The sequence below is a fragment of the Zhengella sp. genome (genome assembly GCF_041397485.1).
GTDB lineage: Bacteria > Pseudomonadota > Alphaproteobacteria > Rhizobiales > Rhizobiaceae > Zhengella.
Window position 1 is genome coordinate 239648 of the sequence record NZ_JAWKWO010000005.1, and the last position, 20992, is coordinate 260639.

Below are 20992 nucleotides of genomic sequence, written 5' to 3' on the forward strand. Positions count from 1 at the left end.
CGGGGACACGCTGCCTTAATCTTTGAAATGTATGGGTTTGCGCATGAACAGCGCCATCGAACCGATGAAACCCGCCCTGCGCCGCCGGATGCCGGATGCCCTCGCCCGGCTCGTTCCGGCCGGTTGGCGCAGGCTCGTGCGCGATTACATGTCGGCGATCAGCGGCTCGCTTGGCCGGCTGGTCTTCTCGCTGGCCTATTTCGTCATTCTCGCCAACACGCTGACCATTGCCGATTTCGGCCTGTTTGCGACCGCCTCGGCAACCGGCGTCGTGCTGTCGCGCATCGTGGCATTCGGCTTCTCCTCGCCGCTCTACCGGGCCGCAACGATGCGCCCGCGCCTGATCGGCCTCTATGCCGGCGGGTATCTCGCCATGGCGGCGGCTTCGCTGCCCGTTCTGGCGCTTGCCGCAGGGCTTGCCTACGCCATCGTCTTTTCCGGCGAGATGGCGCTGGCGACCTTCGCGCTGATCATCGTCACCGAGGCGCTGATCTGGCGCAGTGCGGAAATCGTGGTCATCGTGAACAATGGCATGGGCCGGTTCGGACGCGCCGCGATCCTGGTGATCTGCGGAACGGCGCTGCGCGCGGCCGCCGCTCTCGGCTTCTGGCTGGTTGCGGCCGGAGACAGCGTCAGCGCATGGGCCCCTTGGTATGCAGCGGCCAATCTCGCCGTGCTGGCGATTTCGCTGGCGTGGTTCTTTCCGCGCCATCGCCTGCGTTTCCATACCGGCATCGTCCGCCGGCGGCTGACCGACTCGCTGTCCGTGGCGGGCGCCGAGATCCTCTTCTACCTGCAGATGGAACTGGACAAGCTGCTGGTTCTCGCCCTTGGCGGGCCGACACTTGCCGGCCTCTATGCCATCATCATGCGGCTTGTGGACCTGACCGCCATTCCCATGCGCACGTTCAACATGATGCTGGTTCAGGCGATCATGCGGCGCGGTGGCGAGATCGGTGGCGTCCTTCGGCGCATCGGCTTCGAAACCGGAATCTTCGCCATCTCCACCGCCGGCATGGCCTTCATCGCGCTGATGCTGGCCTGGAGGCCGGACCTGATGGGGCGCAACGTGGCGGAGGCGGCACCCATCCTGCTGCTTGCGTTGTTGATACCGGGTTTCCGCAACCTGACCGAATACCATGCCGAACTGCTCTATGCGCGCGGCCAGTCCTTCCGCCGCGCCATCAATCTGGCGGTCCTGGCGGTGCTGAAAGCAGGCCTGCTGACCCTCCTGCTGGCGGGGGGAACCGGATCCCAGGCCGGCATCATCGGCAGCCTCACCTGGGCCTTTGGCGCGCTTTATCTCGCCTCCATGCTGCTGACCTATCCGGCGCTGCGCCAACCCGCCCGCCCGCTCTAGAAGGCCCGCCCGGCGGACGCGCCGGCCTGTATCGCCCAAGCCGGGATCAGGCGGCGGCCAGAACGGCCGAGCGGATATCCCCGACATCCGCGCCGGTGAAGGACTGGAGGCCGACGGCCACCTGGCCGGGGCCGAGACCGCCGACGAAATCCCGGATGGCGCAAGCATCCAGCGTGGGGCCGGACCAGTAGATCCGGCAGAGTTCATGACGATCGTGAAAATGACCGGCGCCCGACTGCACGACGTCGGCGTGGATGCCATACAGCATGCATTCGGAAAAACGGCGGTTGCGGGCCATGGCCTCGATCCAGTGGCGCCCGCTCGCCGCTTCCAGCCGGTCAGCCATCGCGCGCGTGGCATCGGTGCGCCAGGCGATCAGCGTTGCGATATAATCATGGGCGGGCCGGAAGCCAGCCGCAATGCCCAGCGCCGCCGCCGCGTTTTGCGCCCATTCGCGCTGCGCCTCGTGACCCGGTTCGGCAAGGCGGCCGTCACGGCGGAACAGGCGCAGGCGATCACCCTGCCAGAGACTGGCGCCATCGAACGGCTTCAGGAAGGCGGTGTCGGAATCGCAATAGAAGAGCGCATCCTCCCGGACATGGCGGGCAATGGCGATGCGGCGCAATTGCTGCACATGCCAGCCGCGCAGCGGCGGCACACGCGCCGACAGCCAGATGCGGCGGCGAAAGCCCGAAAGGGGATCGGGCAGGTCATGCAGCCAACCCGGCAGGATGTCCCGCTCGCCAATGACTTCGCGATGCGGGCCTTCCAGTTGCCGGAACAGCGCGACGTCCGGATCGGAGACCAGCAACAGGTGCCGCGTCATGCCGGTGACATGGCGGTCCACCGTTTCGCAAAGCAGGCGGCAGCGCTCGAAATCCGCCGCATAGGTGGCGGTAACCAGTGCCGTGCGCGGCATCGATGGGGCTGCATGTTCAGCCGTCATGGCGCTTCATCGCAAGGCGTTGGCGAGCGACCCGCCAGAGAAAGAGGGGATTGCCGACCAGATAGCGCCGCCACAGCCGCGAGGGCTCCAGCCACAGGCGATAGGCCCATTCCAGGCGAAGGCGGCGAATCCAGCCTGGCGCGCGGGGAACCGCACCGGAAAGGAAATCGAGCAGGGCACCCACCCCGATCGCAACGGAGCAATGCCGCGCACCGAGCTTCCGGCTGATCCACATCTCCTGACGCGGCACGCCCATGGCGACGAGCAGCAGGTCGGGCCGCAATGACCGGAGCCGCTCCAGGATCGCCGCTTCCCCCGGATCATCGAAAAACCCGTCGCCGATGACCTCGTAGCGATGCTGCGGGGCATGTCGGCGAAGTGCTGCGCAGGCCGCAGCGACGTTGTCGCTCGTGGTGCCGAGCAGGCCGACGGTGACCGGTTGCTGGCGCGCCTTCAGGAATGCGGGGATGAAGTCAGTCCCGTTCAGGTTGGCCGGAAACGGCACGCCATAGAGCAGCCTGGCGGCGATATCGACGCCCACGCCATCCGGCAGGACGAGAAAGCCCCGCATCGCTTCCGCGAATCCGGCATCGGAGGCCGCCACATTCGCATTGTGGGCATTGAGGAAACTGACCGGCGTGAAGCCGTCCTGTCCGACCAGATCGCCAAGATGAGCGATGGCCTCGTCCCAGGTCAGCATGGCAACGGGCTGGCCGAGGATGACCATCGACCGGGCCTTCCTGCCGGGAGGTATGGTCAGCATGTTCATGCCGCTGCCCTACCGGCCAGGGCCGCGCCCAGCCTGTCCAGCGCCCGGCGCATGCCGGAATCGAGTGCGGCCAGTTGCGCGGCATGGAAGCGGGCACCATCGGCATGGGCCGGTGCCGCGGCGCGGGCAACCATGGCGGCGGCGAAGGCTTGCGGATCGTCGGCAAGCGTGCAGTTTTCCGGCACTTCGGCAATGCCGCGCAAGGCCAGCGTCGTGGCGACGGATGGCAGGCCGTGCTCGAAGGTTTCGATGGTCTTGAGCTGGACGCCCGTTCCGGCGCGGGCCACCAGAGGCACCATCCGGGCCTTGCGGATGAAGGCGGCGGCATCGGGCACACGGCCGACGAACCGCGTGCCGGCATGGGCCGTTGCCATGCCGCCGGGAACCGAGCCGGCGATGCGCACGGAAAAGTCATCCGGCAGATGCGGCGTCACCTCGCGCAGGAACCAGTCCAGCCCGATACGATTCGGTTCCCATGTCCAGGTTCCGATGAGGGCGGCGTCATGGTCCGCGGGTCCGGTGACGGGCGGCGGGGCTTCGGCGCGCGTGACGAGCGGCAGGACGGTGAAACGGTCATGGCCGGCCTCGCCCGCCAGGGTGCCGGCATCTTCTCCCGACAGGGTCAGAACGTGGCTGGCGGCGCGACAGAAACGCTGCTCCAGCGCCCGCAGGTATCGCGCCTCGCGGCGGAAAAGGAAGCGCTGCAAGGGGCTCGTGGCCGCATCGGCATTCTGCCCGGCCGAGACATATTCGACATTGTGCGCCACGAAGAGGGACGGGCGCGACAGGAAAAGATCGGGATAGGCGCCGGCCATCTGCACCGCGTTGAGCACGAAGCCATCGAACGGCCCGATCCTGTCGAGGGCCTGTTCCACCGCCGCGCGGCCCGCGGCCTGCAGCTTGGCCGAGGAAACCGTGGTGCCGGCAGCCATTGCCTGCCCCAACCACTGCATCTTCTTCAATTGCGACGCATGAGCGGTCGTCACATCGATCTCACCCAGCAGGATGGTCTGCCCGTCATCGGCCGGCCGCCGGCCCGGCCAGCCATAGCCCAGCACCGTCACGCGCGTTCCGGCCCGGCGCAGCGCCGAAAGGATGGCGGCGTTGGCGATTTCGTAGCCGGTCGTCGCTGTGCCGTCAGGCACGATGGAGGTGACGAAAACGAGATGCATGGTCACGCTCCGCGGTCCAACATGCGCCCGATTGACGGCGAGGCGCTCCCGGCGACGAGAGACCCAGTCGCGCCGCCCTTGCATCGCCCTGTCTTCGTAGCCTTCGTGCCTGCCATCAAATCCTCACGCAAAGCGGCTTGTGAACGTTCTCTTTCCTTTTCCTGTGTACCCGCAAAGCAGTTTCATGATGTTTAAGCAAGTTGTGTAAGTAACGCCTCCAGGAGAACAATTTTCCGAATCGGACGACAGGCTTAACGCGGCCTTAATCCGCTGCACCGCAAGGTAAGATGTCGAAAAGAACCGTGGCGCCCCCCATGCAAGACCCGATCTCAATCGTCACCCGATCCCCCGGTCTCGATCCAGCCCGGATCGAGGCGGTCATCACCATTCCCACCTTCAAGCGGCCCGACCACCTGCTGGCAACGCTCGAATCGGTGCGCAGACAAAGGACGGATCGTGCCTTCGCCGTGATCGTGATGGAAAACGAGGCGGAGCAGCGCGAAGGCGCGACTGCCGCCGCCCCCCTTTTCCAGTCCGGTGAATTGAACGGGCTTGTCATCGTCGCGCACGAGCGCGGCAATTGCTGCGCCTACAATGCCGGCTGGAAGACGGCGCTGGAGACATTTCCCGATTTCCGTCACCTGCTTGTCATCGATGACGACGAACTGGCCGACCCGGACTGGCTGGAGCGCATGTCGCTCACAGCCGAAGCCCTGGATGCCGATCTGGTGGGGGGGCCGCAAATCCCCGTGTTCGAGCGGGCCGACATGGAACACTGGCGCAACCACCCGGTCTTCCGGCCGCCACACGCGGAGACCGGGCCGGTGGAAGCACTCTATTCGTCGGGCAACCTGCTCGTCTCTCGCGCCGTGCTGGAGGCGATGGATTACCCGTTTCTCGACCTGCGCTTCAATTTCATGGGCGGGGGCGATTCCGACTTCCTCAGCCGTGCGCGGCAAAAGGGATTCCGGCAGGCCTGGTGCGCGGAAGCACCGGTGCGCGAGACAATTCCCTCGCGCCGTCTGCAGGGCGACTGGATCCGCGCACGCAGCATCCGCAACGGCGTCATTTCCACGCTTGTGGAGCGGGGAAAGCGGGCGCGCGAGCCGTTCGGGCGCGCCAAGGTGATCGCGCGCAGCCTGGCGCTGCTGGGCGCATCCCCGTTGCGCGGCCTGGCGGCCATGCTGCGCACCGGCTCGGTCTCGACCGGGCTTTACCCGGTCCTGGTGGGCATCGGCCGCGTGATCGCGGAATTCGGCTATACGAATGAACAGTATCGCAACGCCGAGAAGAACTGAGCCGCGCGGACTGGGTGCAGTCCTTTCCGGTTCCCGGCTGGCCATGGTGCTGGCCACGGTGCTGTTCACCCTGCTGCTGGTGACGTTCAAGCCGCTCAATCCGGGAACCGGCCCGCAGGATGGCGGCGGCGACATCGTCAACCAGCTCGGCTACGGTTCACTCGGCGCGCTGGCCATCCTGTGCCTGGCGCTGTTTGCCGATCCGCGCCGCGTGCTGGCGCTTGCCAGCCCCTGGTGGGGCCTGCTGCTCGGCTTCTTCGTGCTTTCCATCCTGCGCGCCGCCGATCCGGGCAGCGCGGCACGGGCGGCCTCCTTCTCGATCATCATCATCCTGGCGCTGGCGGCGGCGCTGTCGCTTCCGCGCAGTTTCGACGGTCTGTCGGCCATGGTGAAAACCGCCGCGGCCATCATCCTCGTCTTCTCCTTCCTCGGCCTCGTGCTGATGCCCGAGGCCGCGATCCACGGATCGGGCGGCTATGAAGCCCAGCATGCCGGCTTCTGGCGCGGCATCTACTCGCACAAGAACATTGCCGGGCCGGTCATGGCCTGCCTGGCCTTTGCCGGATTGTGGCTTTGGCGGCGCGGCGAGAAGGGAGCCGGCGCGGCGATCTTCCTGGCGGCCATGGTCTTCGTGCTCAACACCGGTTCCAAGACCACGGCGGGGCTGGTGCCGGCGGCCATGCTGCTGGTCATGCTGCCCAACCTGATGGGCATGCGCAGGGCCGTGGTGGTGGCCTATCTCGTTTCCATCGCCACGTTCGGCCTTGCCACGCTCGGCATCGTCTATATCGACGCCCTCAAGGACCTGGCGCGCGAACTCGCCCCGGACCTGACCTATACGGGACGCACAACCCTTTGGGCCTTCGGTGGCGAAATGATCATGAAGAAGCCCTGGACAGGCTATGGCTATACCAGTTTCTGGGGCACGGATTTCATTGCGAACCAGGATCTGCATTTCGACGCGGACTGGGATTTCCGCGGCATCGTGCATGGCCATGACGGTTATATGGACATCGCCATCGCCATGGGCCTGCCGGCACTCGCCGCGGCGGCCATCGTGTTCAACATCGCGCCGCTGTTCGACTACATGCGCGTGCCAATGCTCAAGGACAGCGTGCTGTTCGCCGATTTCCTGATGATGATCCTGCTGTTCACGACGCTGAACGCCTTTGTCGAGACATTCTTCTTCCACCGGGCCGATCCCGTCTGGGTGCTGCTGGTCTTCGCCACGCTGGGCCTGAGGATGACCGCGCGCGTGAGCCTGCCCTCGCACGGCTGACACCGGCGGCGATTGCAAAGCGGCAGCCGGTTTGCCAAGAAGGCGAAACAGTTCAAGGCGAGGAGAGCACCATGCGCGTGATCATGGCCGGATGCGGCAATATGGGTTTTGCAATGCTGAAGGCGTGGATTGCCGGCGGTGTGCTGGCACCTGGCGATTGCACCGTGGTGGAACCGGCCGAGGCGCTGCGCGCGCGGGCGGCCGCGCAGGGCGTGACAGCCGTGGCGGAGGCCGTCGCACTTCCCGATGACCTGCGCGCCGATGTCGTCGTCCTGGCGGTCAAGCCGCAGGTGATGGGCGATGCCGCGCCGGCCTATCGCCGTTTCGCCGAAGCCGGAGCCACCATCGTGTCGATTGCCGCCGGCACAAGGGTTGCGACATTGCAGTCGCTTGTCGGCGAGGATGCCGCCATCGTGCGCTGCATGCCCAATACGCCGGCAGCCATCGGCCAGGGCATGATGGTGACCTTCGCCAACGGACGCGTCGCGCCTTCCGCCATGGACGCGGTCAACATGCTTCTGGCGCAAAACGGGGCTGTCACCTCCATTCCATCGGAAGACCTGATGGACGCCGTGACGGCCGTTTCCGGCTCCGGCCCGGCCTATGTGTTCCATTTCATCGAAGCGCTGACGGCGGCGGGCGAGAAAGCCGGGCTGCCGGCCGAAACCGCGGATCTGCTGGCCCGCCAGACCGTTCTGGGTGCGGCGAAACTGGCGTTCGAGAGCGGCGAGGCACCGGGCACGCTGCGCGAACAGGTGACCAGCCCCAATGGCACGACAGCCGCCGCGCTGGCCGTGCTCATGGGGGACAACCGTCTGAAAACACTCGTGGAAGAGGCGGTCGAGGCAGCGCGCGCACGGTCCGTGGAACTGGGCGCCTAGAGCCGTGGGCACAAGGGGGCGTGACAAGCGGGCGGAATCGCCCTAGGTTCAGGTCTGCTCACGGTCGCACGACCGGTCTGTCTGGCGGGAGAGAGTTTCCTCGTGAATGGGGAAACCGCCGAAGGGGAAATCGCCCGAAATCTCTCAGGCAAAAGAACCGCGGACAGGTCAAGGCGCTCTGGAAAGTCAGGTTTTTCCCACAAGGGGAAACCTGCGCCGACGGTGTAAGCGGTGCGGACAGGGTTCCCGCGGCGCGAATCTCTCAGGCTTCCGACAGAGGGGCGGTCCCAGCCTTCATTGTGAGGGCGGACCACGCAACCTGTCGTCAAGGAGCAGCCCGTGGGCGAGAGCGATGACCTGAATACCCTTCCCTTGCATGATCTTCATGCGCAAGCGGGCGCGAAATTCGGCGCGTTTGCCGGATGGTCCATGCCACTGAGCTATCCCATGGGCGTGCTGCAGGAACACCTGCATGTGCGCGAAAAGGCGGGACTGTTCGACATTTCCCACATGCGGCTGGTGCTGATCGAAGGCGCCGGGGCCGCTTCCGCCCTTGCCCGGGCCTGCCCGCTGCAACCGGACGCCATGGGCGACGGGAAAAGCAAATACACCTTCCTGCTCAACGCGCAGGCCGGCATCATCGACGATCTCATCGTCACCCGGCTCGCGCCGGAACGATTCATGGTGGTTGCGAACGCATCGCGGGCTGCCGTTGACCTGGCGCGCCTGCGCGAGGCGGCCGGCCCGTTCGACTGCACGGTAACGCCGCTCGACCGGGTGCTGCTGGCCCTGCAGGGACCGATGGCCGCAGACGTGATGCGCGATGCCGGCGAGGCGATCGACGCTCTCACCTTCATGTCGGGGACCGAACCGCGGCCCGGCTGGTTCCTGACGCGCTCTGGCTATACCGGCGAGGACGGGTTCGAGATCGCCATGCCGGCGGACGAGGCGCAGGCCTTCGCCAGCCGCCTGGCCGGCGATGACCGGGTGGCGTGGATCGGTCTGGCAGCGCGCGACAGCCTGCGGCTGGAAGCCGGTCTGTGCCTCTATGGGCAGGATCTCGACGAGGAGACGGACCCTGTAAGCGCCGGCCTGCTCTGGGCGATCCCCAAGGGGCTGCGTGCGGGGGGCGACTTCTTCGGCGCCGACGCGCTTGCCCGCATCATTTCCGAAGGCGCGACACGCAAGCGCGTGGGCCTTGTGCCCGACGGCCGCCAGCCGGTGCGCGCCGGCGCGCCGCTCATGGACGAGGAGGGCAGGACCGTGGGCACCGTGACTTCCGGCGGGTTCGGACCCTCAGCCGGCCATCCCGTGTCCATGGGCCATGTACCGAAGGTGCTTTCCAGACCCGGCACGGCCCTGACGGCAGAGGTGCGCGGCAAACCCGTGACCATGACCGTCGTCAAGCTTCCCTTCATCCAGAAACGCAGCACCCAGGGGTGACCACCATGAGCAAGACCTATTTCACCGAAGACCACGAATGGATCCGCGTCGAGAACGGCGTGGCGACCGTCGGCATCACCAACCACGCCCAGGAACAGCTTGGCGATCTCGTCTTCGTCGAACTGCCGGAACCCGGCAAGACCGTGTCCAAAGGGGATGCGGCCGTCGTGGTCGAGTCCGTCAAGGCGGCCTCGGATGTCTATGCGCCCGCTGACGGCGAAATCACGGCTGCGAACGAGGCGTTGTCTTCTCAGCCAGAACTCGTCAACAGCGCGGCCGAGAGCGACGGCTGGCTCTGGAAGATGACGCTTGCCGATGAAAGCCAGCTCGACGGTCTGATGGACGCCGATGCCTACCAGGCGATGATCGGCTGAAGGAGGCCCCCATGAGTGCTGCAGCCTCCTTCGCGCGCCGCCATGTCGGGCTTTCCGACACGGACATGCGCGCCATGCTGTCAAAAATCGGCGTTCCCTCGCTTGAAACGCTGATATTCGAAAGCGTTCCCGCTTCCATCCGGCTCGACCGGGCGCTGGACCTGCCCGCGGCGGTGAGCGAACAGGACGCGCTTGGCGAACTGTTTGCGAAAATGGATGCCAATACCGTGGCCAAAAGCTTCATCGGCCAGGGCTATCATGGCTGCCACGTTCCGCCCGTCATCCAGCGCAACCTGTTCGAGAACCCGGCCTGGTACACGGCCTATACGCCCTACCAGGCCGAAATCAGCCAGGGCCGGCTGGAAATGCTGTTTCACTTCCAGACACTGGTGGCGGAACTGACCGGCCTGCCGGTTGCCTCCGCTTCGCTGCTGGACGAGGGCACGGCCGTGGCCGAGGCCGTGGGCGTGGCCTTCCGGCACCATCGCGAAAAGCGCTCGCATGTCGTGCTGGCCGGCGACCTGCATCCCCAGACCATGGATGTGGTGATGACACGCGGACAGGCGCTGGGGTTGACCGCCTCCGGCGCAATCGACGAGGGCACGGCGGCATTGCTGGTCGCGTGGCCGGACACGGCGGGCGTCTATGGCGACCACTCCGCGCTGATCGCGAAGGCAAAAGAAGTGGGTGCGCTGGTCGTGGCCGTTGCCGATCCGCTGGCGCTGACCCTGCTGGAGCCCCCGGCACACTGGGGCGCGGATATCGCCGTCGGCTCGATGCAGCGTTTCGGCGTGCCGATGGGCTATGGCGGGCCGCACGCCGCCTACATGGCCGTGACCGAGCCCCTGACCCGGCTGCTGCCGGGCCGGCTTGTCGGCGAATCCGTCGATGCCAGGGGCCGCCCCGGCTATCGGCTGGCCTTGCAGACCCGGGAGCAGCACATCCGGCGCGAAAAGGCGACCTCCAACATCTGCACGGCGCAGGCGCTGCTGGCCAACATGGCCGCCGCCTATGCCATCTGGCACGGGCCGGAAGGACTGCGCGCCATTGCGGCCGGCGTGCATGAAAAGGCCGCGCGCCTGGGCCAGGCGCTTCGCGATCACGGGCTTGCCCTGGCCGGGGCGCATTTCTTCGACACGGTCACCGTGACGGTGCCGGGCAAGGCCGAGGCCATCGCTGCCGACGCGGAAGCCGATGGCCGGCTGCTGCGCGTGATCGATGCCGATACGGTCTCCGTCGCCTTCGACGAGACCAGTACGGACGATGACGTGACCGGCCTGGCGCGGCTGTTCGGCGCGCGCCTTGCCGACGTGGCCGCCAGCGCCCTGCCAGCCCCGCGCGAGGCGGCCGGCTTCCTGACACAGCCGGTCTTTCATGAAAACCGGTCGGAAACCGAGATGATGCGGTTCCTGCGCAAGCTGGCCGACAAGGATCTCGCGCTGGACCGGGCGATGATCCCGCTCGGCTCCTGCACGATGAAGCTGAATGCCGCCGCCGAGATGGCCCCGGTGAGCTGGGCGCAGGTGGCCAACATCCATCCCTTCGCACCCGCCGCCCATGCGCCGGGTTATCGTGCCATGTTCGACGATCTCGAGGCGTGGCTTGGCGAGATCACCGGTTTCGATGCCGTATCGCTTCAACCCAATGCCGGCAGCCAGGGCGAATATGCCGGCCTTCTGGCAATCCGGCGCTATCACGAGGCGCGCGGCGACAAGGACCGCAGGATCTGCCTGATCCCGTCGTCCGCCCATGGCACGAACCCGGCCAGCGCGCATATGGCCGGCCTTGACGTGGTGGTGGTCAAATGCACCGACAGCGGCGACGTGGATGTGGCCGATCTGAAGGCCAAGGCGGCGCAGCATGGCGACCGGCTGGCCGCATTGATGGTCACCTATCCCTCGACCCATGGCGTGTTCGAGGAAGCGATCACCGAGATCTGCGACATCATCCACGCCCATGGCGGTCAGGTCTATCTCGATGGCGCCAATCTCAACGCCATGGTCGGGCTGGCCCGGCCTGGCGACATCGGCGCCGATGTCTGCCACATGAACCTGCACAAGACCTTCTGCATTCCCCATGGCGGGGGCGGACCCGGCGTCGGGCCCATCGGCGTGAAAGCACATCTGGCGCCCTGCCTGCCGGGCCATGTGACCCAGGGCAGCGACCATGCCGTCGCATCAGCCGCTTTTGGCAGCGCGGCCATCCTGCCGATCACCTGGATGTATATCCGGATGATGGGCGCGGACGGGCTGAAACGGGCAAGCGAGGCAGCCATCCTGTCGGCCAATTACATCGCGCGGCGGCTCGAAGAGGCCTATCCCGTACTCTACAAGGGCCGCAAGGGGCGTGTCGCGCATGAGTGCATTCTCGACACGCGGGTGCTGAAGGACAGTGCCGGCATTTCGGTGGATGACATCGCCAAGCGGCTGATCGACTACGGCTTTCACGCGCCGACCATGTCCTGGCCGGTGGCGGGGACGCTGATGGTGGAACCGACCGAATCCGAACCGAAGAAGGAAATCGACCGGTTCTGCGATGCCATGCTGGCCATTGCCGCGGAAGCGGGCAAGGTGGCGGACGGCACCTGGCCGAAGGAGGACAATCCGCTGGTCAATGCACCGCATACGGCGGAAGACCTGCTGGCAGCCGACTGGGGCCACGCCTACAGCCGGGCCGAGGCTGCCATGCCGGACGGCGCCTCGCCGGCGTCGAAATACTGGCCGCCCGTGGCGCGGATCGACAACGTGCATGGCGACCGCAACCTGGTCTGCACCTGCCCGCCGGTGGAAGCACTGGCCGTCAACACCTGACGCTTTGAGGGAGCCGGCATATCAGCCGGCTCCGGCGTTTTGCCGCCGATCATGGGCCAGCGGTTCAGGCCGGCTCCTTGAGACGCTCGATAGCTTGGCCGAGTTGCGCCAGGCTATCGATCACGCCATCGCAGGGGATTTGATCCACCGGTACGGTTGTATAGCCGCCGCGCACCAGAACACAGGCCATGCCGGCGGCGCGCGCGGCGCCCGCATCTGCCGGACTGTCGCCCACCATCAGGCAGCGCGACGGGTGAAAGCCGGCCTGTCTGGCCGCGTGAAGCAACATGTCCGGCGCCGGCTTCTTCTCCGGTCCGCTATCGCCGCCGACGACGACCGCCATCAGATCCGAGAAACCGAAATGGTCGAGAATGGCGCGGGTAAAGCCTTCCGGCTTGTTGGTGACGACGCCGAGCGTGACACCGGCTTGGTGGTAGGCTTTGACGATCATCTCAGCGGCAGGCATGAGCGTGGTGCGCTCGGTGACCTGGCGGCCATAGGTCTCCATCATGGTCGCGGTCCGGGCATCGAGCACGGTGCCTTGCAGCGCGATGGCACGGGCTGCAAAGCCGCGTTCCACCAGCTTGCGCACGCCATTGCCGACCATGGCGCGCACCTCGTCCAGCGAAAGGGCGGCATGGCCTTCCAGCGCCAGAACCTCGTTGAGCGAGGCGGCGAGGTCCGGCGCGGAATCGACCAGCGTGCCGTCAAGGTCGAAGAAGATGGCCTGCGGCCAGCCGCAACGGTCTCCGCCCTGCGCGAAATGCCGGCTCATGCGGCATCCTTCCACTTGATGGAACAGCCCATGGAAGCGATCTGGTCGCGCGGGCCCTGCCCCGTTTCGGCCACCTGTTTCATCGCTTCATGGAGATCGCGGCGGATGTCGGCCGGGGCGGTTTCCTTGCGCGAGGCATCGAGGCGGCCTCGATATTGCAGTTCCATCGCCTTGTTGAAGCCGAAAAAGTCCGGTGTGCAGACCGCATCCCATGCACGGGCGACCGCCTGCGTTTCATCATGCAGATAGGGGAAAGGCAGGTCGTGAGCCGCAGCAAAGCGTTTCATGTTGTCGAAACTGTCGGCGGGATAGGCCTCGGCATCGTTGGAGCAGATGGCGACGAAGCCCATGCCGAGCGCCTGAAGGTCGCGGGCATCGCGGGCGATCCGGTCGATCACCGCCAGCACATAGGGGCAATGGTTGCAGATGAAGGCGACGACGAGACCGTTCGGGCCCGCCTCGCCAAGGATGGAGCGATTCTTTCCGTCGACGCCCGGCAGGGTGGCGTCGACCGGCTTCCAGCCGAAATCACAGACGGGAGGAATGGCGGCCATGGGACAACTCCGGGGGTTTGCTGTTTCGCTCAGGCCGCGGCGCGGGAGGTGGTGGCAGCGGCACGGATGGCCCGGATGTTGTCGCCATAAACGGCCGGATTGTCCACCGAGCCGCCGCGAAAAACCGCCGATCCGGCAACCAGCACGTCGGCGCCCGCCTCCGCGACCAGTGGGGCGGTGGCCGGATCGACGCCGCCATCGACCTGAACATGGATGGGCCGGTCGCCGATCATGGCGCGCAGGGCGCGGATCTTGTCGGTCATGTCGATGAATTTCTGGCCGCCGAAACCCGGATTCACCGTCATCACAAGCACAAGGTCCGCAAGGTCGAGCAGATGGGCCACGGCTTGCGCGGGCGTGCCGGGATTGAGCGCCACACCGGCTTTCATGCCGGCTGCGCGAATGGCCTGAAGTGTGCGGTGGATATGCGGCCCGGCTTCCAGGTGCGCGGTCAGAACATCCGCGCCAGCATCCGCATAGGCCTCGATCCACGGATCGACGGGCGCGATCATCAGATGCACATCCATCACCGTCTTCACATGCGGGCGGAAGGCCTTCACGGCTGGCGGACCGAAGGTCAGGTTGGGCACGAAATGGCCGTCCATGACATCGACATGCACCCAGTCGGCGCCTTGCGCCTCGATGGCGCGGATCTCACGCCCGAAATTGGCGAAGTCGGCGGACAGGATGGAGGGCGCAATCTTGATCGCACGGTCGAAGGTCATGGGCTATGTCTCCTATTCGGCGGCGGCACGCGTCGCGCGGTCGACATCCAGCCCGCCGGAAAAGACGCGGCTTGCGCGGATGTCATCTTCGGTGATGGTGCTGAGCGCGTCGGCATCCAGCGGGCCGGCCGCGCTTTCGAACAGGCGGTTGGCCTGGCGCAGGCGGGCGCGGTCGAGCGCGTTGCGGATGGAACGGGCATTGGCGAAATGCGGCTGGGCGCGGCGCAGGGCGATATAGTCGGCCATGGCCTGTTCGGCCGCCGCGTCGAAGCGATAGTTCCGTGCCTCCAGCATGGTCCGCGATATGCGCAGCAATTCCTCGTCGGAATAATCGGGAAACTCGACATGATGGGCGATGCGCGAGCGGAAGCCGGGATTGGCGGCGAAAAAGCGGTCCATCCGGTCGGCATAGCCGGCCATGATGACGACGAGATCGTCGCGGTTGTTTTCCATCACCTGAAGCAGGATCTCGATGGCCTCCTGACCATAGTCGCGCTCATTGTCCGGCTTGTAGAGATAATAGGCTTCGTCGATGAAGAGCACGCCGCCCATGGCCTTTTTCAGCACTTCCCTGGTCTTGGGCGCGGTGTGGCCGATATACTGGCCGACCAGATCGTCGCGCGTGACGGAAACGAGGTGCCCCTTGCGAATGTAACCCAGGCGGTGCAGCAGGCCGGCCATTTTCAGCGCCACCGTGGTCTTGCCGGTGCCCGGATTGCCGGTGAAGCTCATGTGCAGGGTGGGCGTTTCTGTGGCCAGCCCCATCTGGCGGCGGGCGCGATCCACCAGCAGCAGGGCCGCGGTCTCGCGGATGCGCTGCTTGACCGGTTTCAGGCCGATGAGCTCGCGGTCCAGTTCTTCGAGGATCTCCGCCACGCCAGAAGAGCGGAACTCCGCCCTCAGGTCTATGGCCGAAGGTCCCGCCTGCTGTGTCTCGTCCGTGACCGGGTCGTCGCCCATTTGCCGTGCCTCCTGTGGATCGTCCGTGGACCGTCTGTGGATCATGCATTGACAGGCTGTTGAAAGCCTGTGGAACAGGGGCGGCCGGCGCGGTTGCCGGGCCACCCCCGTCTTGCCACTCTCAGCCAGCCACGCGCCAGGAATAGGACTGGCTGCGGCTGCGCATATCGGTGCGCACCATGTCGATCTTCGGCTCCTCGGCGGGGCGATTGACGATGAAGGACATCATCACTGTCTCGAAGCCGCGTGTGTCGTCAAAGGCATTGATGCGGATGTATTTTTCGCCGTGTGCCTTGCGGCACTCGTCCAGTTCCATCATCACGCCCTTGGCGTCCTTGAGGTCGAACATGGGATTGCCCCACATTTCCCAATAGGTGTTGCGCGGATGCGGGTCGTCGGTGAACTCGATGCCGATGGCCCATTCGCGCGACAGGCAATATTCCACCTGTGCGGAAATCTGGGCGTCGGTCAGGTCCGGGAGGAAGGAAAAGCATCCCTGGGTGATACGCATGTCGGTCTTCCTTTCATTATCCGTTTGCGGTCTGCCACCTGGAGGCAGGAGGCTCACATCGCCACGGAGGGCGTCGGCACGAAGTCGGACGTGTCGGTGGAGGTGTAGTTGAAGGTGATGTTGCCCCAGGTATCGAGCGCGGCTTCCAGCGGCTTGCACCACTTTGCCGCCTCGCGCAGGATTTCCGGACCTTCATTGGCGATGTCGCGGCCCTCGTTGCGGGCAAGGACCATGGCTTCAAGCGCGACGCGATTGGCCGTGGCGCCGGCCTGGATTCCCATCGGGTGGCCGATCGTGCCACCGCCGAATTGCAGCACGACATCGTCGCCGAACAGGTCCAGCAACTGGTGCATCTGGCCGGCATGAATGCCGCCGGAGGCCACCGGCATGACCTTCTTCAGGTCCGCCCAGTCCTGCTCGAAAAACAGGCCGCGCGGCAGGTCGATCGCGTTCCTCGTCTCGCGGCAGACATTGTAATAGCCCTGGACGGTGAGCGGATCGCCCTCCAGCTTGCCGACAGCGGTGCCGCAATGGAGATGGTCGACGCCGGCCAGGCGCAGCCACTTGGCGATGACGCGGAAGGAAATGCCGTGGTTCTTCTGCCGCGTATAGGTGCCGTGGCCGGCGCGGTGCATGTGCAGGATCATGTCGTTCTGGCGGCACCATTCGGAGATCGACTGAATGGCCGTCCAGCCGACGATCAGGTCGACCATGACGATGACCGAGCCCAGTTCCTTGGCAAATTCGGCGCGGCGGTACATCTCCTCCATCGTGCCGGCGGTGATGTTGAGGTAGTGGCCCTTGATCTCGCCGGTCTCGGCGGACGCCTTGTTCACCGCCTCCATGCAGTAGAGGAAGCGGTCGCGCCAATGCATGAACGGCTGCGAGTTGATGTTCTCGTCGTCCTTCATGAAATCGAGCCCGCCCTTCAGGCCCTCATAGACGACGCGGCCGTAATTCTTCCCCGACAGTCCCAGCTTCGGCTTGGTGGTGGCGCCGAGCAGCGGCTTGCCGAACTTGTCGAGGCGCTCGCGCTCGACCACAAGGCCCGTGGGCGGGCCGCGGAAGGTCTTCACATAGGCCACGGGGAAGCGCATGTCCTCCAGCCGGGCCGCCTTCAAGGGCTTGAAGGAAAAGACATTGCCGATGATCGAGGCCGTCAGGTTGGCGATGGAGCCTTCCTCGAAGAGGATCAGGTCATAGGCGACATAGGCGAAATACTGGCCTTCCTGGCCCGGCACCGGCTCCACGCGATAAGCCTTGGCGCGGTAGTTCTCGCAGGCCGTCAGGCGGTCGGTCCAGACCACGGTCCAGGTGGCGGTGGAGGATTCGCCGGCGACGGCGGCCGCCGCCTCGATCGGGTCCACGCCTTCCTGCGGGGTGATGCGGAACAGGGCGAGGACGTCGGTATCCCTGGGCTCGTAGTCGCCGTCCCAATAGCCCATCTGCGCATATTTCAGCACACCGGCCTTGTAGCGCTCCTTGCCCTTGATCTCGGTCTTGGCGTCGATGGTCATGGCAGTTCCTTTCGCTTTGTCTGTTGTTTCAGGCGGCGCGGGCCGTGGCGAATTGCGGGTCGAGGGCACCGCTGGCATAGCGCCTGGCCATCTCGTCCATGTCGATCACCCGAATCTTGCTGGCGTGGCCGGCAGTGCCGAAGCGCTCGAAGCGGTCGAGGCAGAGCTTCTCCATCTCCTCCATGGCGGGGATCAGGAACTTGCGCGGGTCGAATTCCTTCGGTTTCGTCGTGGCGATCTTGCGGAACTGGCCGGTGATCGCCATCCGGTTGTCGGTGTCGATATTGACCTTGCGCACGCCGGAGCGGATGCCGCGCTCGATCTCCTCCACCGGCACGCCCCAGGTCTGGGGCATGTCGCCGCCATGATCGTTGATGAGGTCCTGCAGATATTGCGGCACGGAGGACGACCCGTGCATGACCAGGTGAACGTTCGGGATGCGCGCGTGGATCGCCTCGATCTGGCTGATGGCGAGGATGTCGCCGGTGGGCTGGCGGGAGAACTTGTAGGCGCCGTGCGACGTGCCGCAGGCAATCGCCAGCGCATCCACATGGGTGCGGGCGACAAAGTCGGCGGCCTGGTCCGGGTCGGTGAGCATGTCCTCGCGGGAAAGCTTGCCCTCAGCGCCGGAGCCGTCCTCCTTCGCGGCCTCGCCGGTTTCAAGATTGCCGAGCACGCCAAGCTCGCCCTCCACCGAAGCGCCGACCCAATGAGCCATGCGCGCGACGCGTTCGGTGATCGCGACATTGTATTCGTAGGAGGCCGGCGTCTTCATGTCCTCCTCCAGCGAACCGTCCATCATCACCGAGGTGAATCCATGGCGGATGGCGGTCAGGCAGGTGGCTTCGTTGTTGCCATGGTCCTGGTGCATGCAGACGGGGATTTGCGGGTACATCTCGGTCAGCGCCTCGATCATGTGGCGCAGCATGATGTCGCCGGCATAGGAGCGCGCACCGCGCGAGGCCTGCAGGATGACCGGCGCGTCGCAAGCGGCGGCGGCCTTCATGATGGCCAGGCCCTGTTCCATGTTGTTGATATTGAAGGCGGGCACGCCGTAGCCGTATTCGGCGGCGTGATCGAGAAGCTGGCGGAGCGTGATACGGGCCATGGTTCTGTCCTTTCAGGCAGGGGCGGGAAGGGTTCGGGTGGGTTGGGGAAGCAGGCCGGCCAGTTCGCGGATCCAGGGCGAAGGCCTGTCCGGCATGCCGCCGGGCACGAGGAAGTAATCGCCGAGAACCGAAAGACGCATGGCGAAGATGCGGCTGTGGCGCTGTGCCTGCCGGTGAAAGCGGATGTTCTCCAGGAGCGCGACCGCCCCCTGCGGCATGGCGGAAACGCCTGCCTCGGCAACCGGGCCGACGCAATCGGGTACGAAATGGACGGGCAGGCCGGTCGCCGCGCGCAAGGGTTCCATCCACTGGCGCAGCGACATGGCCGGATTGATATCACCGGCCGGATCGTCATGGCCCGCGATGATGGCGACGCGGGCGCCGCGCCCGGCCAGCGCGCGGATCGCATCAGCGCAGTCGCCGCTCACGCCTTGCGAGAAGTCGCAGCGCAGCAGCACGGTCGCGCCATCCAGATCGCGGACCATGGGGCCGGTCGCGTTCATGTGGCCGCACCCGTCATGCGCCGCGCGGCCGCGATCACCGCATCGGCGGTGATGCCGAAATGCCGGTAGAGATCGGATGCAGGCGCAGATGCGCCGAAGCCCGGCATGCCGATGAAATGGCCGCCCTGACCGAGCCAGCGGTCCCAGCCCAAACGCGCAGCCGCTTCCACGCCGATGCGCGGTGCCGTGCCCAGGACCGAGGCCTGGTAGGCTTCGTCCTGCTGCTCGAACTTTTCCCATGAGGGCATGGAAACGACAGCCGCGTGAATGCCGTGTTCGGCCAGCAGCCGGCTGGATGCATCGCGGGCGATTTCCACTTCCGAGCCGGTGGCGATGATCGTCACGTCGCGGGCACGTTCGCTTTCCTGCAACACATAGGCGCCGCGCGCCGACAGGTTCTCGCGGGTGTGGCGGGCGCGCAGCATGGGCAGGCCCTGGCGCGACAGGGCGAGCACCGAGGGCGTCGCCGTTTCGCAAAGCGCGATTTCCCAGCATTCAGCCGTTTCGATTATGTCGGCAGGGCGGAAGACATTCATGTTGGGCGTGGCGCGCAGCATGGCCAGATGCTCGACCGGCTGATGCGTCGGCCCGTCCTCGCCCAGACCGATGGAATCATGGGTCAACACATAGACCACGGGCTGTTCCATCAGCGCCGACAGACGCATCGCGCCGCGCGCATAATCGGAAAAGACGAGGAAGGTGCCGCCGTAGGGGATGAAGCCACCATGCAGGGACAGGCCATTCATGACCGCAGCCATGGCGTGTTCGCGGATGCCGTAGTGAATGTAGCGTCCCTTGAAGCGGCCGGGTGCGACCGGTGCCAGGTTCTTCGTCTGCGTCAGGTTCGAGCCGGTGAGATCGGCGGAGCCGCCTGTGGTCAGAGGAGTTGCTTCATTGATGACATCCAGCACCATTTGCGACGCCTGCCGGGTGGCCGTCTTCGTGGCGGCGGCCTGGTGGGTGCGGCGGAAGCGCTCCAGCCGGCGCTTCATCAGCGAGGGCAGGTCACGGGCCAGCGCCCGGTCGAAGGCCTTGCGCAAACGGGCCGCGTCGTGGCGCTGCTGCCAGAGCTTGCGTTCGGCGCGACCGCGCGCGGCCACCGCCTCCCAGGCCGTGCGCACCGCATCCGGCACCTCGAAGGGTGCGGCCGTCCAGCCCAGATGCAGGCGCGCGGCGGCCACCTCGTCGGCGCCCAGCGGTGCGCCATGGGTCTTGTGCGATCCCTGCTTGTTGGGGGCGCCCTTGCCGATGACCGTCCGGCAGGCGATGAGAGAAGGCTTGCCGGTGGTCCGCGCCTTGGCGATTGCCGCGGCGACGGCCTCATGGTCATGCCCGTCCACCGCATGCACATCCCAGCCGGCAGCCCGGAAGCGCATGGGCTGGTTCATGGACGTGGCCAGCGAGGTCTTGCCGTCGATGGAAATGCCGTTGTCATCCCACAGCACGATGAGGCGGGAGAGCTTCAGATGGCCGGCAAGGTCGATGGCTTCATGGCTGATGCCTTCCTGCAGGCAGCCGTCGCCGGCCACCACATAGGTGAAATGGTCGACCAGCTTGTGGCCGAAGCGCGCGGCCATCATGCGCTCGGCCAGCGCCATGCCGACAGCCGTTGTGATGCCCTGTCCCAGCGGGCCCGTTGTCGTCTCGATGCCCAGCGCATGGCCGTATTCCGGATGACCGGCGGTCGGCGCCCCCAACTGGCGGAAGTCCCGCAATGCGGCCGCGGTCATGTCGGCAAAACCAAGCAGGTGATGGACCGCATAAAGCAGCATGGAGCCATGGCCGGCGGACAGCACGAAGCGGTCGCGGTCAGGCCAGTCCGGCCTGGACGGATCGATCTTCACGAAACGGTTGAAGAGAACGGTCACCGCGTCGGCCATGCCCATGGGCATGCCGGGATGGCCGGAATTGGCCTTCTGCACGGCATCCATGGCCAATACGCGGATGGCATTGGCCATGTCGCGCTCGGCGGCGGCGGTGGCCGGAGTGGTCAAGGTCATGTTCAT

Annotated in this window: 19 protein-coding genes and 1 riboswitch; of the genes, 7 read left to right on the forward strand and 12 right to left on the reverse strand. The window is 65.9% G+C overall.

What is annotated here, in order from left to right; all coding sequences use genetic code 11:
- The first annotated feature begins 43 nt into the window (after positions 1-43).
- Positions 44-1360, forward strand: coding sequence for a lipopolysaccharide biosynthesis protein (locus tag R3D65_RS16010; RefSeq protein WP_371276262.1), 1317 nt, complete (start codon positions 44-46; stop codon positions 1358-1360).
- A 46-nt stretch (positions 1361-1406) separates the two neighbouring features.
- On the opposite strand, the gene R3D65_RS16015 is transcribed toward R3D65_RS16010, so the two are convergent.
- The 3 genes from R3D65_RS16015 to R3D65_RS16025 are packed head-to-tail and all read right to left on the reverse strand — an operon-like array spanning position 1407 to position 4247.
- The gene (locus R3D65_RS16015; protein WP_371276263.1) at positions 1407-2306 is read right to left on the reverse strand and encodes a DUF6492 family protein; all 900 of its coding nucleotides are present in this window, start codon (positions 2304-2306) and stop codon (positions 1407-1409) included.
- Entirely contained in the window at positions 2296-3075 is a 780-nt protein-coding gene (locus tag R3D65_RS16020; RefSeq protein WP_371276264.1) for a WecB/TagA/CpsF family glycosyltransferase, read from the reverse strand. Before R3D65_RS16020 ends, R3D65_RS16015 begins: the two co-directional genes overlap by 11 nt.
- Positions 3072-4247, reverse strand: a complete 1176-nt coding sequence (locus R3D65_RS16025; protein WP_371276265.1) for a glycosyltransferase family 4 protein — start codon at positions 4245-4247, stop codon at positions 3072-3074. The genes R3D65_RS16020 and R3D65_RS16025 overlap by 4 nt, the downstream gene beginning before the upstream one ends.
- Before the next feature lie 287 nt (positions 4248-4534).
- Here R3D65_RS16025 and R3D65_RS16030 point away from each other — a divergent pair, with 287 nt between their 5' ends.
- The 6 genes from R3D65_RS16030 to gcvP all read left to right on the forward strand — a co-directional run bounded on the left by R3D65_RS16030 (position 4535) and on the right by gcvP (position 12332).
- On the forward strand, positions 4535-5545 hold the full coding sequence (locus R3D65_RS16030; RefSeq protein WP_371276266.1) for a glycosyltransferase family 2 protein: 1011 nt from the start codon (positions 4535-4537) through the stop codon (positions 5543-5545).
- The gene (locus R3D65_RS16035; protein ID WP_371276267.1) at positions 5514-6824 is read left to right on the forward strand and encodes an O-antigen ligase family protein; all 1311 of its coding nucleotides are present in this window, start codon (positions 5514-5516) and stop codon (positions 6822-6824) included. Before R3D65_RS16030 ends, R3D65_RS16035 begins: the two co-directional genes overlap by 32 nt.
- Before the next feature lie 71 nt (positions 6825-6895).
- Positions 6896-7705 carry a pyrroline-5-carboxylate reductase gene (gene proC / locus R3D65_RS16040; protein ID WP_371276268.1) on the forward strand — a complete coding sequence of 270 codons (810 nt, stop codon included), beginning with the start codon at positions 6896-6898 and terminating at the stop codon, positions 7703-7705.
- 74 nt (positions 7706-7779) lie between these two features.
- Positions 7780-7875, forward strand: a riboswitch (glycine riboswitch).
- Positions 7876-8044: 169 nt separating this feature from the next.
- A complete protein-coding gene (gene gcvT, locus R3D65_RS16045; protein WP_371276269.1) occupies positions 8045-9148 on the forward strand; it encodes a glycine cleavage system aminomethyltransferase GcvT in 1104 nt (367 codons plus the stop codon).
- A gap of 5 nt (positions 9149-9153) precedes the next feature.
- Entirely contained in the window at positions 9154-9522 is a 369-nt protein-coding gene (gene gcvH, locus R3D65_RS16050; protein ID WP_371276270.1) for a glycine cleavage system protein GcvH, read from the forward strand.
- Between the two features lie 11 nt (positions 9523-9533).
- Positions 9534-12332: an aminomethyl-transferring glycine dehydrogenase gene (gene gcvP / locus R3D65_RS16055; RefSeq protein WP_371276271.1), complete on the forward strand. Its 2799-nt coding sequence runs from the start codon at positions 9534-9536 to the stop codon at positions 12330-12332.
- 64 nt (positions 12333-12396) lie between these two features.
- Here the strand turns inward: gcvP and gph are convergent, their stop codons facing one another.
- The 9 genes from gph to tkt form a co-directional block, all read right to left on the reverse strand.
- Positions 12397-13107 (reverse strand): phosphoglycolate phosphatase, encoded by a 711-nt coding sequence (gene gph, locus R3D65_RS16060; protein WP_371276272.1) that lies wholly within the window; start codon positions 13105-13107, stop codon positions 12397-12399.
- Positions 13104-13661: a thioredoxin family protein gene (locus R3D65_RS16065; RefSeq protein ID WP_371276273.1), complete on the reverse strand. Its 558-nt coding sequence runs from the start codon at positions 13659-13661 to the stop codon at positions 13104-13106. The genes gph and R3D65_RS16065 overlap by 4 nt, the downstream gene beginning before the upstream one ends.
- Positions 13662-13690: 29 nt before the next feature.
- Positions 13691-14386: a ribulose-phosphate 3-epimerase gene (rpe, locus tag R3D65_RS16070; RefSeq protein WP_371276274.1), complete on the reverse strand. Its 696-nt coding sequence runs from the start codon at positions 14384-14386 to the stop codon at positions 13691-13693.
- Positions 14387-14398: 12 nt separating this feature from the next.
- Positions 14399-15346, reverse strand: coding sequence for a CbbX protein (gene cbbX, locus R3D65_RS16075; RefSeq protein ID WP_371276276.1), 948 nt, complete (start codon positions 15344-15346; stop codon positions 14399-14401).
- A 121-nt stretch (positions 15347-15467) separates the two neighbouring features.
- Positions 15468-15857: a ribulose bisphosphate carboxylase small subunit gene (locus R3D65_RS16080; protein WP_371276277.1), complete on the reverse strand. Its 390-nt coding sequence runs from the start codon at positions 15855-15857 to the stop codon at positions 15468-15470.
- Between the two features lie 53 nt (positions 15858-15910).
- Positions 15911-17374 (reverse strand): form I ribulose bisphosphate carboxylase large subunit, encoded by a 1464-nt coding sequence (locus R3D65_RS16085; protein WP_371276278.1) that lies wholly within the window; start codon positions 17372-17374, stop codon positions 15911-15913.
- Between the two features lie 28 nt (positions 17375-17402).
- Positions 17403-18482, reverse strand: coding sequence for a class II fructose-bisphosphate aldolase (fba, locus tag R3D65_RS16090; protein WP_371276279.1), 1080 nt, complete (start codon positions 18480-18482; stop codon positions 17403-17405).
- A 12-nt stretch (positions 18483-18494) separates the two neighbouring features.
- A complete protein-coding gene (pgk, locus tag R3D65_RS16095; protein ID WP_371276280.1) occupies positions 18495-18986 on the reverse strand; it encodes a phosphoglycerate kinase in 492 nt (163 codons plus the stop codon).
- Positions 18983-20992: a transketolase gene (tkt, locus tag R3D65_RS16100; RefSeq protein WP_371276281.1), complete on the reverse strand. Its 2010-nt coding sequence runs from the start codon at positions 20990-20992 to the stop codon at positions 18983-18985. The genes pgk and tkt overlap by 4 nt, the downstream gene beginning before the upstream one ends.